General features: G+C 38.5%; 13 protein-coding genes. 3 read left to right on the forward strand and 10 right to left on the reverse strand.

What is annotated here, in order from left to right:
* The first annotated feature begins 70 nt into the window (after positions 1-70).
* Positions 71-1264 (forward strand): acetyl-CoA C-acyltransferase family protein, encoded by a 1194-nt coding sequence (locus tag CWB78_RS07965; protein WP_138594961.1) that lies wholly within the window; start codon positions 71-73, stop codon positions 1262-1264.
* Between the two features lie 193 nt (positions 1265-1457).
* On the opposite strand, the gene CWB78_RS07970 is transcribed toward CWB78_RS07965, so the two are convergent.
* The 5 genes from CWB78_RS07970 to CWB78_RS07990 form a co-directional block, all read right to left on the reverse strand.
* A complete protein-coding gene (locus CWB78_RS07970) occupies positions 1458-4076 on the reverse strand; it encodes a beta-N-acetylhexosaminidase (RefSeq protein WP_138594963.1) in 2619 nt (872 codons plus the stop codon).
* 286 nt (positions 4077-4362) lie between these two features.
* Positions 4363-4671 carry a DUF6419 family natural product biosynthesis protein gene (locus CWB78_RS07975; protein ID WP_054200956.1) on the reverse strand — a complete coding sequence of 103 codons (309 nt, stop codon included), beginning with the start codon at positions 4669-4671 and terminating at the stop codon, positions 4363-4365.
* Between the two features lie 122 nt (positions 4672-4793).
* Positions 4794-5372 (reverse strand): cold shock domain-containing protein, encoded by a 579-nt coding sequence (locus CWB78_RS07980; RefSeq protein WP_138594965.1) that lies wholly within the window; start codon positions 5370-5372, stop codon positions 4794-4796.
* Positions 5373-5530: 158 nt separating this feature from the next.
* Positions 5531-6481 carry a cyclase family protein gene (locus tag CWB78_RS07985; protein ID WP_138594967.1) on the reverse strand — a complete coding sequence of 317 codons (951 nt, stop codon included), beginning with the start codon at positions 6479-6481 and terminating at the stop codon, positions 5531-5533.
* A gap of 335 nt (positions 6482-6816) precedes the next feature.
* On the reverse strand, positions 6817-8526 hold the full coding sequence (locus CWB78_RS07990) for an amidohydrolase (RefSeq protein WP_138594969.1): 1710 nt from the start codon (positions 8524-8526) through the stop codon (positions 6817-6819).
* Between the two features lie 145 nt (positions 8527-8671).
* Here CWB78_RS07990 and CWB78_RS07995 point away from each other — a divergent pair, with 145 nt between their 5' ends.
* Positions 8672-9079 carry a hypothetical protein gene (locus CWB78_RS07995; protein WP_138594971.1) on the forward strand — a complete coding sequence of 136 codons (408 nt, stop codon included), beginning with the start codon at positions 8672-8674 and terminating at the stop codon, positions 9077-9079.
* Positions 9080-9387: 308 nt separating this feature from the next.
* On the opposite strand, the gene CWB78_RS08000 is transcribed toward CWB78_RS07995, so the two are convergent.
* The 4 genes from CWB78_RS08000 to CWB78_RS08015 all read right to left on the reverse strand — a co-directional run bounded on the left by CWB78_RS08000 (position 9388) and on the right by CWB78_RS08015 (position 11566).
* Positions 9388-9621 (reverse strand): hypothetical protein, encoded by a 234-nt coding sequence (locus CWB78_RS08000; protein WP_138594973.1) that lies wholly within the window; start codon positions 9619-9621, stop codon positions 9388-9390.
* Between the two features lie 130 nt (positions 9622-9751).
* Positions 9752-9940: a hypothetical protein gene (locus CWB78_RS08005; RefSeq protein WP_138594975.1), complete on the reverse strand. Its 189-nt coding sequence runs from the start codon at positions 9938-9940 to the stop codon at positions 9752-9754.
* 111 nt (positions 9941-10051) lie between these two features.
* Positions 10052-10525 carry a hypothetical protein gene (locus tag CWB78_RS08010; RefSeq protein ID WP_138594977.1) on the reverse strand — a complete coding sequence of 158 codons (474 nt, stop codon included), beginning with the start codon at positions 10523-10525 and terminating at the stop codon, positions 10052-10054.
* Between the two features lie 120 nt (positions 10526-10645).
* The gene (locus CWB78_RS08015; protein WP_138594979.1) at positions 10646-11566 is read right to left on the reverse strand and encodes a hypothetical protein; all 921 of its coding nucleotides are present in this window, start codon (positions 11564-11566) and stop codon (positions 10646-10648) included.
* 360 nt (positions 11567-11926) lie between these two features.
* Here CWB78_RS08015 and gloA point away from each other — a divergent pair, with 360 nt between their 5' ends.
* Positions 11927-12454, forward strand: coding sequence for a lactoylglutathione lyase (gene gloA, locus CWB78_RS08020; protein WP_138594981.1), 528 nt, complete (start codon positions 11927-11929; stop codon positions 12452-12454).
* Between the two features lie 72 nt (positions 12455-12526).
* Here gloA and htpX read toward each other — a convergent pair whose 3' ends face one another.
* A complete protein-coding gene (gene htpX, locus CWB78_RS08025; RefSeq protein ID WP_075169202.1) occupies positions 12527-13390 on the reverse strand; it encodes a protease HtpX in 864 nt (287 codons plus the stop codon).
* Between the last annotated feature and the right edge of the window lie 175 nt (positions 13391-13565).

The raw sequence follows: 13565 nt of genomic DNA on the forward strand, positions 1-13565 counted from the left end.
AGTATTGATCTCCTTTGTCTATTAAACATATTTCAGCAAAAGTGATTATAAAAATAATAAGAGAACAGCAATGACACAAAATACAAACAACAGCGTAGTAATACTCAGTGCGGTTCGTACCGCAATTGGTGGCTTTGGTGGCAGCCTTAAAGATTTTAGCCCCGCTGAGCTTGGCACTCTGTGCGCAAAAGAAGCACTAAACCGATCTCAGCTTACCCCTGACCAAATTGGCTCATGTGTGGTAGGAAAAGTTATTCATAACGGCCCAAAAGACGCTTACCTATCAAGGGTTATTGGACTAGATGCTGGGTTACCTATAAGCAGCCACGCTGTAACGCTTAATCGCTTATGTGGTTCAGGGCTTGAAGCAATCATACAAGCGGCACAACAAATTCAATTAGGTGATGTAGATGCAGCCCTTGCTGGAGGAGCAGAAAGCATGAGTAGCTCTGCCTATACCCTCGAAAGTAATCGCTGGGGGCAAAAAATGGGTAATAGCACTATGGTCGATGAGCTCACCACGACCTTACAAGACCCATGGGATAATAACCCTATGGGAATAACTGCTGAAAACATCGCAGAAAAATATTCAATTAGCCGTCAGCAGCAAGATGAGTACGCAGCAAACAGCCACCAAAAAGCTGCAAAAGCCATTGCTGCAGGTCATTTTAAAGAGCAGATTGTGCCTGTAGAAATCAAGTCGCGAAAAGGGACGCACATTTTTGACACTGACGAACATGTTCGCACCGATACCACAGTCGATAAACTTGCAACTTTAAAGCCCTACTTTAAAAAAGATGGAACAGTTACCGCAGCAAGCTCATCCGGTATAAACGATGGTGCAGCCATGTTGGTACTTATGTCAGAAAAAAAAACCAATGAGCAAGGCTTAAAACCGCTCGCTCGTTTAGTGGGTTATGCCAGAGCAGGCGTTGATCCTACTTTAATGGGTATCGGCCCTATTCCTGCAGTACAACAGGTATTTGAAAAAACCGGCTTAACCATCGACGATATGGATGTGGTTGAGTCTAACGAGGCCTTTGCAGTACAAGCACTGTGCGTTGCTAACGAGTTAAACTTTCCTGCGCATAAGGTAAACCCGAATGGCGGCGCAATTGCTTTAGGGCACCCTGTTGGCGCAACGGGCGCCATACTAACCACCAAATGCTTGTACGAACTAAAACGAATTAATGGCAAATATGGGCTAGTCACAATGTGTATTGGTGGTGGGCAAGGCATTGCGGCTATTTTTGAGGTGCTTTAGTTTTTGACCTCATTAGATTTAAACATAAGGGCTTAATTCACTAGGAGAACTAACAGACGCTTTGCTTTTAGAGGAAAAAAATGTGAAAGGCTATTTTACACATTTCCTTTTCTTGCATTTTTCTTTGTTTCGATACCTCCTCTTTAGCGCATTCATAAAATAAAAGGGCAGTTTAAAACCGCCCCTTTTATTTTTAATTTACTTTCGTTTCTCGGCTATAGCGAGCATCAATAGCTATAGTGCGCAATAAAACATCTCCAGCTACTGAAACCTTTTTAGTGTATTCTTGCCAGCTATCTCCATTATCTTCACTGTATTGAATTACCATTTCAGGTAAGTCAACGTTAGCTTCGAGCTTACCATTAACTATTTGACCACCGGGTACTGGTAAGTAATATTCCACGTCATCTTGTGTAAGTCGACCAAACTCTTTGTGTACCAACACACTGGCAAACTGCGCCCAAGATTTTGCTTGTTGCTCACTATCATTGTTACTTTCCCAGGCTGCCTTATGCCAAGCTCTTTGCGCCAGAGCAATCAACCTTGGGTATACCATTTCATTTAGTTGGCTAGGTGTTCTAATTGTTTCGCTCCACACTTGCCCTTGCATTCCAAGAATGTTCTCTGGCTTTTTAAGCGCCATTAATTCTCGGCCAACTTCCGCCTCAAGATTCATAATAGGCGCACCATTGAGCATAAAGTCGGCATTTGCATAAAGGTTATCTGGCTTAAAGCCAAATACTTTTTTAGTATTAGTATAACGAGAAGCCCAGTAATAACCGCGTTCTTGAGGGTGTGCTTCATATGGGTGATCAAAGTATAAATGCGTTGCTGAAGATAAAATCACTTTATAATCTTCATTTGCCAACCTATAAGCTCTATCGGCCACTCCAAATTCCCAAATATTATCCCATGCGTTTACCATAACCTCATTGTCACCATACAACTTGCGATTAAATGGCGTGATCGCATCAGACATCATGCCATCTTCCCATGCCCCCATGCTGATCCCTTTTTTATTTAGAATTTCAGCAACTCGAGCTGTAAAGTAAGGTTTAAGGTCGTTAACCCCGGCAACACCATTATCTACTTGGTTAAATAGCACTTTGCAAGCATCTGACTCAGTCCAAGAACCACGCCCGACTTCGTCGCCGCCTATATGGAGCTTAGTTATTTTAAGCCCAGCTTCACGATACATTTGTTCAAATTCGTAAACGATCTTATCAACAAAACGATAGGTTGAATCAAGGCACACATTAACAGAGTTATCTGTATAATTTTGTACTGTTAAATATTCAGACGTATCACCCTGCTCAGAGAGTAAAAACGCGTTTGCTTGCTTCGGCTTACCCTCTGCCATAAGTTTATTGTATCTGCCTTCCATTGATTTAATTGCTGCTCGGGCATGGCCAGGCATATCAACTTCAGGAATAATCTCAATATGGCGAGCTGCAGCGTATTTTAGAATTTCAACAAAATCATCTTTACTATAAAAACCATTGCCCACTCCTTCACTACTTGGGCCAGTACCCAACTGAGTGAGCAAACAATTTTGTTCACTTAAATCAAAGCAGCGTTTTCCACCTATCTCAGTGAGTTCTGGTAAATCAGGAGTTTCGACACGCCACCCCTCATCATCGGTCAAATGCAGGTGTAACTTATTCAGTTTATACCTTCCCATTTGCTCTATCAGTTGCAACGTAACCTTTTTAGAATGAAAATTACGCGCCATATCATAATGCATACCACGCCAAGTAAATCGCGGGCTATCTTTCACTTGTAGCAGCGGTAAATTTACTTTACCGCTTTTCTGTGTTTTTGAATTAGCAGGAATAAGTGCAAGTAAACTCTCAATGCCATAATAGGCACCCGCATTATCAGAGCCAATAATCACTATGTTGTCGTTACTAATAGCTAATTGGTAGCTCTCAGCTTTGCCATTTTCAATACTCGGGTCTACTTTAATTTCAATAAGCGATTTACCGGGCTGGCTAATATGATTCGCTTTAGCATCTAGCTTTATACCCGTGTTTGCCTGAAATTCATCTGCTAAATATTTACCTTCACTAGATAAACGGCCAGCGTAACTAATTGCCCATTGCTCATCAATAACAACTTTGCCACCAAGTTCTTTAACATCAATTGGCGTAGGAATAATTTTAGTTTGAGCTTGTTCTACTGATAATGCATGCACTTTCATCGCTTTATCTTGGCGGTTTCTATCAAAACGTCGCTTTGCATTCGCAATGGGGAACAAGTCTGTTGGGTTACTGTATCGCAGCAATTGTTTGTCTTTAACAAACGGTTTTACATAATCTTTAGCATTACCTGTCGCGGTATTTGCGAACTTAGCCGCTTTTAACTCACCATTTTCATCCGGGCTTACAATAAACGCATTGGGCATAAAGTCGCTATCGCTAACTATCCAAACCTTGCCATTAACAAGTAACTCTAACGACTCATTAACTGCCAGCCCTCTAAACTCCTTTGTTGGGGTTATTCTATGTAAATCACCCATTACATGCTCAACCAACAACCCTTTTGTAATTGTTTTATCAAGTAGTCGGATATAGTGAATATAAATTTGCCAATCACTCTTTCCAGCCGGCAGAGCCACAGTTGAGTTATTAGTGATAGCAATACCGGCTTGGTGCTTGCCCTCGCCCTGATCAAAATTATCTTTTGTTTCAAAGACTAGTTTGGCGTTATCAGCAAAGTTAGCTAAGTTAGTTTGCAACAATTGTGCATTCGCACTCATTGACAAGGTTGATAATAGCAATGACGCAGTTAACCTCTTAATTGTTAACTTCATAAATTCTCCAAAAATTAAATTGCTATGCTTTAAGTCCATGTTATGACGTCAAAGCTATTAAGCTCTAAGAGCTTGCGTTGTTATTGTTTTTTAATTAGCTGTTGTTTTTATAAACAAAATGACACTACCCACTTATGACAACGCTGTCAAATCTATTAGATGGTTACTCTTATATGACTCAAATTGCTTATCTCTGTTGAAAAGAGCTTTTAAAAAACGATGAGGAATGTGAATAGAAAAAGGAAAACAATAAAAAGCTTGCCTCAAACGTTGGCAAGCCATTCGTCTACAAAACGTGTTTTGAAATTAATTTTCTTACGCCTAATAAAACGCCACCAAATGAGATTAAAAATAATATTGGTAAAAACAGTAATGTTTGGGTGTTGCCTATATCTGTAGCTGGGCTGCCAATAACTGCAAGCGTATTAATTAACAGCAGTATTAAGCTTGATTGCAGATAGCCCTTGTAACCTATAGCCCCTGCAAACAACAGCATAATAAATGAACCTGATATTGCAGGCGTAAAAGGTGCCGCAGCGAGTAACATACAAACAAAAGAAAATATAACAGCACATCCAATTATTACTTTAAACATAACAACCTCCTTGATAAATGGCTTTAAATCCACCAGCTATTTATAACTGTATTACTAAAAATCGTATTCCCCCTAAGGGCCCAAAACTAATTTTTAGTTTATTAATAACCTCAATATAAAAACTACCTATTCCCAAACTGCCGTTCACAGGGCTCTCCGTCTTTATCACCGTCCATTTTAGTATTTGGGCAATGTTGAATAAAAAATAATGCCTCTGCATACGAGGTCATTTGGCTACAATGTTGTCGGCCATCACAGCGAAATGCTTGCTGTGTTTTAGTAAGTGAGTTTGAACTAGCGGGCATAAATGACTCTAAATTAGCGTTAGTCACTACAGGTGTTTGCTTGGTATTTAAAAAACCGGTTTTATACACGCTAAAGCCAATACTAACAATAATACCAAACGTTATGAGTTTCATTAAAGGTGAGTTCTTACCTGACGTTTTGCTTAATCTAACCGGCCTTGTTAAAGCTTTTATATGTGGCTGTGCAAGTACGCCCTCAATACGGCAATTCACAGCTTTAGTTTTACCGTTAGGCTCAGTCGCAACCTCAAAATAGATAATGTCACCCACTTTAGGTTTACGGCTCATATGTTTGAGCGATGATATATGTATAAAGGTATCGTGTTGCAGTGTGGTTGATTTAATAAAGCCAAAGCCTTTATCGTCATTCCACGATTTTAATAATCCTTTATTCATCCTTGAATCATCCATTTAATAGCTGTTAATTTTACAGCCTGTGCTTTTATCATGATAAAGAAAAATACTCTTTGTGTATGTTTCTTATTTCAAAAAACAGAAGTGCTGTATATAAAAACAGCACTCATCATTAACCTTACTCTTTATTCAATTATTAGTTACTTTGTAAGTGCAAATACGCGTAATGCCGAGCCGGTGCCACCACGTACTTTAAGCGGCGGCACAATGGCAATAAACTCATAGACTTTTTCTTTTGCTAGCTCCTCAAGGAACAAGTTTTCTATTATGTAAATACCGTTATCTGCTAATAACATCATATGTACCGGAAAAACCTGAAATGAGGGTTCTGTAGCAATAGGTGGGCGTTTTTCAAAAGTAAGGGTGTCATTACCCACAACACTTGCACCAGCCTTTATTAAAAACTGTGCACCACTTACACCAACGCCTGCAGCATGTTCTGCAATATATTGCTGTGGGCTATTAGCAAAATATTGCCCCCACCCCGTTCTAATAAACACAGTGTCGCCTTTTTTAATTTTTACACCTTGCGATTTTGCTGTTCTTTTTAAATGTGACGCCGTTATGTCAAAATCTGCAGCCAATGGGGTATCGTCACCGTTAATAAAGCTAGCCACATCAAGTAATACCGTTCGGTTACTCAATAATTTTACAGGATAATGATCAATTCCTAAGTCACTCCCTACACCACTGCGTCCTATTCCTCTGCGATCATTGGTCGCTTGCGCCGCATCTACTCCACCATACAGTAAACCATCTCGACCAATATGACCTAACGCATCAATAGTTGGACCTCCATGGTGACCACTCCATTGCATTATTTCTGAGGTGAATGAGAGCTGATTGTTATCACCAAATGTACCACGTGTATCAGCATGGGTTGCATTAAGTGCCATTGAGTATTTTGGGTTAACGGACGCTATTGGGGAATTTTCATCCCAATTATGAGACAGGTCATAGGTTTTGGCATGACTGACAAGAGTAATAAACTCTTCAGTTTGCTTAGATTTACTTAATTCTTTGCTATTGGTCGCTAAGCTCGAACAACTAATTAAAAAAAACATAAACGACATCAACATTGCCAGTTTCATCGTATCTCCTTATCTGTATATGTTTAACACGCTATCCAAAAAAATAGCGACTAAAATAAGCCGCTACATGAATTCTCACAATAAATTAGTACATTTTTTCATTTTCAACCCTTAAATTTGATTATTATTCGCTCAATCGAGCATTTAAAAATTAGCATATGAAATTAAAAAGCAAACAAAAAAGGTACAAAATTTTACAAAGAATTAACCATTAGACGTTTTATAAATATTCATTAAATCTCAAACTTCACTGTTGCATCTCAAGGCTGAGGTTTAATACGACGGCGACTAAAGCCGTCGTATAGTTAAGCGTTAAAATTGTTTTATGTTGAATATCAATTTGAATATACAACATGACCTTCTTTAATGCTTTGCACTATTTTTATATCCTTAATAGTAAGTGGTTCCACTTTTAAAGGGTTGTTACTTAAAATGACGAAATCCGCGAGCTTTCCCTCAGCTAGCGTACCTTTACTTGTTTCTTCAAAGTATTGAATAGCAGCCCATTGCGTTAATGTTTTTAACCCTTCATAAGGCGTTAAACGTTGATCCGGTCCCAATACTTTACCCGAACGCGTAATACGATTAACCGTTGCATCGAGCACTCGCATTGAATTTGGAAATGTCACAGGGGCATCATGGTGAGAAGTAACCGTTAAACCAGCCTCAACTACATCTCGTGATGGCGAAATATAATCTGCCCTTGGGTGCCCCAAAACAGACTCTACATGCCAATCGCCCCAGTAAAAAGTGTGCATAGGAAACAACGATGGGAGGATCCCTAAATCTACTAAATCCGGGATTTGATCTTTACGTAAAGTCTGGCCGTGAATCATCACGCTACGGTGATCATCATACCCATAACTTTTTTTAGCCACTTTAATAGCTTTAATATATTGGTCAATCGCTGCATCACCATTGGTGTGAGCAATAATCTGCCATTTGTTTTTAAACGCCGTGTTTATATGTTTAATGGCCACCTCATCACTCATGATAGGATAACCTTTATAGTCCAGCGGTTTACCCTCAGGCGGCGTATGATAATGTGATGATAACCAAGCCGTTTTTCCTTGTGGTGAACCATCTAAAGTTAATTTAACACCCCCTATTCGGTATCGATTAACATAACTGCGATCTGAATTATAAAATTCGGGTTTAACAGCTGACTTATTCCAAACAATGTCAGGGTATGAAACAACATCAATGAATAGCGATTTTTCACGAGCTGCTCTTTCGAATGCCGAAGTCGCATCCGCTGTGGTGCGGCCATCTTGAGCAGTTAAATATCCATTTTTAGCATACTCCAGCTGAGCAAGCTCAATGGACCTTTGCTGTACTTCAGCATCGGATTTAGTGGCAACAATAGGCAATAATAGATTAAAAAAAGCCGCTTCTTCAAGCACGCCATTAGGACTATTGTCGGCCAAGCGCCTAATTACACCGCCTTTGGGGTCTTTGGTATCCTTTGTGTAGCCACCCACTTCTAGAGCTTTTGAATTGACACTTGCTAGATGACCCGATTGATGCATTATAAGCACTGGGTATTTAGACGAAATTTTATCTAGAACATCTTTAGTGGGATGTTGTTTTTCGCTAAGCTGCGAATCGTCATACCCATTAGCTAACACCCAACCAAATTTTCCGATAATGAATTTCCCTTCAGCAGACTCCATCCACTTTTTGGTTGTTGTCACTAAACTATTAAAATTTGCACCGGGGCCATCGGGAGGAGGTAATAAATTTGCCAATTGCGCAATTAAACCCGTATTGTACATATGGCTATGGGCATCCAAAAAACCGGGTAAAAGTGTTTTCCCTTGAAGGTCTTTGTTTTGTAGATTGTCAAACTTTTCTCTGGCCTTCGCTAAGCTGCCAAGGTAAACAATCCGCCCTTCTGACTCAACTAAAGCTTCCTCATAATGCGGCTTTTCTCCTTCCATAGTGAGAATATCTCCGCCGTAATAAAGAACCGGATCAGCTGCTAGCGCGCTTGTTCCAAAACAAAATAATACTGATGGTAATAAAAAACGTAATCGCTTTGTCATTTTATCTTCCCTGTAAATATAGCTGTAATAAATTTAGCACATGATGTTTTAAACAAAAACATAAAGTGACACCCATAATTAATATATTAAAGCATCTCGTTTTAAATTAGTTAGTCCATTTCAAAATACACAGTTAGGTAACGTGATGAGCGGATTCTCAGCTTTATCACAAGCATCAGGAGGTTCAGCTATGAAAATACCTCAGTGTGAATCTCCTATTCTCGCTATGAAGTCAGATAAATCAGTTAGCGGATGGAGTGAAAGAACAACGTTCTTCATATGTGTTGTTCAATATCAAACAGGTTATCAAGTTGATGTATACACCACATTCGAACAACAGTCTGGTGGGATCTCTGTCAATCAACTTAGTCAAAGCTTAGTTCGCTCAGTAGTTGGTGATACTAGCCAAAATATACCAAAAACTATGGCTCGATTAAAAGACTCACTCGCAGAACTAAATACTGAAACAAAAATAATCGACAGCTATATTCCAAGCAAATGGAAAGGTTTATTTGCAGACGATAGAAAGTCTTTAGAAGCTGAAACAGAGTAAATAATTTCACTAAATTAAAGTTCTTTCAAATAATGGAGTAATTAAGTACTCCATTATTTTTTTAAAACTAATAATTACTCTGGCAAAATAATGAAGGATTTATCTGTGTGGCATAAGTTTTTCTTTGGTGAGTAAAATCGACTTCCATCATGATGATTTCTTTTTTATAGGAAACACCTTAAACCAAAACGCCATTTCAAAAACAAAGCCCGCAATAATAAAAATAAATAAGCCAGTGTGCTACCATGCTCAAAACCAAGCAAACCTAGCCGAGCCCACCAACAACCGTAGTTTCCTTATTAACTAACTCATTTTGCAAAAAAGCGTATTTTTGCTTCTTTTAATGTGCATAAAAATACAGAAAACGCACAAATTCCGCCCCCCATAAATGCAATTTGAAAACTAGATAGCGAAGAAAAACTAAATTGCTGAGAATACATGTACTGCCCTAATAACTGTGCAAAGGTAGCCAAACCTAAAATAATTAACAATGGGCACACAACTAGCGTAAACCAAAACCAAATACGTCTAATACCTTTCATAAAAACTTCCTTTTACTTTAATTTAACTTAGAAATTAATTATATAGTGAGCCACCAGCATTTTAAAAGCCGCTTATAAGGTTGCCACATGAGTTTGATGTCTGAAGTCAAGATTTGACCCCATTTGGTTTTCACCAAGAGATAGTGTTGACTAAGTAAAACCCTACTTTCTGGATGTAATACTGAAATTCAGTCAATTCAACATCTTCAGGAATCTCAATAGCTAACCTTTCAACTTTAATGTCGGAAAAAGCAACCTCTCCATCCTTAAAAACAGATATTAGGAAATCATTTTCATCTAATTTTGAAAAATTACTCATGACTCTCCTGAGTTATAACGCCGCAATAAGCGGAAAATTATAGTTGGCTAAAATGTTTGAGGAACGAAAAACAGCCAACTGTAATTTTTCCGTTTAATTGCCTTGTTATATTTATAAATGCTTCTTTATTAGACGCCGACATTCTTTTTGCAAGTAAAGGCTATTATCATTGAGTAAGTCATTTGATTTTTCTCTCGATTCTTCATTAATGTTTTTGTAAATTGGTAACGAAACAGGATCAAATGACTTAAAGTTCATTTTTTCATTTTGAAAATAAAGCTCTTTAATCATTGTGATGTTAGAAACAGTACTATGCACATTATTTACTAAAGTGGCTGTTGGTTTTACACCGTTAGCTAATCCATTCATTAATGAATTAGTCCATTCAATTCCAGTGGAACGATATTCATTTGAAAGTTTATATAGCTTTGATATTTTATCCCTTAGCAGTTCTTTACGCTCCCTTCTCTTCTGTAGGTAATGATTTAAAAAGACTACAAATATTGCGATTAACGTCGAAAAAATAACAGTAACAAGTCTAGCTTGATCCGCAGTCGATTCAAAAATTGTTGATAAATATTGCATGATGATTCCGATATAAATATAACGCCGCATTAAGCGGATAAAAATAGTTGGTTATAATGTTGAGGCACGAAACATAACCAACTGTTTTTATTCCGTTTAAATGCCTTGTTATATGCAATATTACACGTCGCTCAGATTTACCCGTGCTTCATATTCTAATTGCTCTGATTTTATAGGGAACTCTCTTTGAGCCTGTTGTAAAACACGAACATACTCTTGTTGACCTAACGCATCCCAAGCTAGATTTCCTTTATAGTTCGCTACATTGTTCTCTGAAATATATTTGAGAACTTTAGGGTGTATAAAAAATAGCTCATTAACACGCTGATTCATATCATTCATGGATTTCTGAAATTCTGTACCAGTTTCGTGAGTCCAATTCACATAGTAAATTGACTTATCAAACTCATCAGATTTTATGTATTTGCCGTTGCCATCATGACCAGTCTGTTTATGGACTAAAACAGAAAATAGATCCGAACCACAATTTGCCGAGATTGAATTTCCCGAACTGTCTTTCCCCAAAGAGAATACCTCTTTCTTATAATACAGATTCAGGATAAACAGTGCTCCTAAAGCTCCAAGCAAATTACCTAAGTTACCTTTAGCCAAACTTTTAACGCGCTCATGTTTAACTGCCTGATATGCTTTTTTCCAGTCAGCCCCGCTTGTTCCTCGTTTAAATGATTTATGCAAAGGTGTTAATGACTTTTTATTTTCAGTTTCAAAATGGAAATTAGGTGAGCTTGGAATCACAACTTTTTTACTAAGTTTCCATTTTTCATCTAAAAACTTAAGGCAATCTGTATCAAAGTACAAATCTCCCTCTTCTGGTAGAGCTCCGCCATTTTCAAGGTAGAGATCCTTTGATATTGACTCTATCTCTACAGAACAACGAATTAGTAACTCTGAAATCTTAACTGAGTAAACTGATAATTGCTTGTCATCAAAATGAACCCAGTTTGAGAGTTCGGCAACTTCTTTTTCTAAGTTTTTATAAATTGGCCAATACAAATTTGACACAAATACTTCCTTTTGCATATAACAACTTTGTCTACGACATTTGTCGTTTTATAAACCGACAAATGTCCGTATATTACATTGCATTTATCTTAGCTCTCAAATAAACACCTGTAAACAACTAGTTAACTACGGCTCATACTTCATAAATGCAGAAACACCCCAAAATGGTGGAGATCAGTAATATTAGACAAAACACCACTACTGTATAAATAAACAGTATCGCTAAATATGCCATTTTTCGCTTATAAAACATTCAGCTCACTGGTTGGTAATTTAGCTAGGTGGTTTTAATTTTTGCCGCTGTTGATTATGATGTTCGTATTCCCTGCCTTTTTAAATCCATTAAGGTTTTTCAGTCATTTTATTAAGGATTATCTCATGTCTAGCTATAACGAATCTCCAGAGCAAATTGCACAGGCCACTGAGGGCTATGTGATGCAGCAAACTATGTTGCGTATTAAAGATCCAAAACCGTCGCTGGCATTTTATGAAAACGTATTGGGCATGAAACTATTAGGAAAGTACGACTTTCCTGGTATGGAGTTTACTTTGTATTTTTTAGGCTACGAGCAAGATATGCCAAAAGGCGATGATAAAGAAAAAACACAATGGGTGTTTCGCCGCCCTGCGCTGATTGAGCTTACCCATAACTGGGGTACTGAAAACGACGACAGCTTTACCGGTTATCACAGTGGTAATGAAGAACCAAAAGGGTTTGGCCATATTGGTATTAGCGTACCCGATGTATACGCTGCCTGTGAGCGCTTTGCTAAATACGATGTGGAGTTTGTAAAACAGCCAGATGGCGGCTCAATGAAGGGCCTCGCCTTTATTAAAGACCCTGACGGTTACTGGATTGAAATACTCTCGCCTGAGGGCATTACAGATATTATTCAATTACAATAAAACAATTAAACATAAAAAAGCCTGCAAATGCAGGCTTTTTGTTTACAAGTACTGTGAAAAACTTGAATTTTTTTAACGACGTAGTGCGTCTATACGTGCATCAAGCGGTGGGTGAGATGAAAACAACTCAGCCATGCCTTTACCACTGGCAATACCAAAGGCCATCATTGAGCCTTCTAATTGTGATGGGTGGTTTTGCTTTAATCGCTCAAGGGCTGAACGCATTTTGTCTGCGCCTACCAACTGAGCTGCACCGTTGTCGGCTGCAAATTCACGCTTGCGGCTGTAATGGGCAACCACCACACTGGCTAATACACCAAATAATACTTGGAATAACATATCGAATAAGAAGTAAGTCCAGCTGCTGCCGCCCTCTTCTTCATCGCTATTTATAAAATTATCTACAATGCCCGCCAGCACTTTTGCGGCAAAAATAACAAAGGTATTAACCACGCCTTGAATAAGCGTTAGCGTTACCATGTCGCCATTAGCCACGTGCGATACTTCGTGCGCAAGCACTGCCTCGGCTTGATCTTGGGTCATATTGTGTAATAAACCCGTACTTACCGCCACCAGCGAGTTATTTTTACTCGGGCCGGTTGCAAAGGCGTTCATTTCTGGGCTGTCGTAAATAGCCACTTCAGGCATATTAATACCGGCTTTTTTAGCTTGCGCGGCAACCGTGTTCATTAACCACTGCTCGGTTTCGTTACTTGGTTTTGTAATAACCTGCGCACCGGTTGATTTTTTCGCCATCCATTTCGACATATACAAAGAAATAAACGACCCACCAAAACCAAATACAGCAGCTATTAATAAAATACCACCCAGGCTACGATGGCTTAGGCCCAGCGCACTCATTATTATTGAAAGCACAACACCTAATACCAACATAACCGCTAGGTTAGTTAATAAAAACAAAAATACACGTTTCATACATGGTCTCCAAAAATAACATTTATTGCTGAGCGATTTCTTTTTGTTGATCGGCTATAGCAATCACTGCGTTATGACACACTATGTCATAACATCAACGCTATTCTGTGACAAACTATGTCATAACGCAAGGGATATTTTTAAAGTTTTATATATATTTAATTAAGTTAAACTT

It is taken from the genome of Pseudoalteromonas sp. S1612, assembly GCF_005887175.1.
Taxonomy (GTDB): Bacteria; Pseudomonadota; Gammaproteobacteria; order Enterobacterales; family Alteromonadaceae; genus Pseudoalteromonas; species Pseudoalteromonas undina.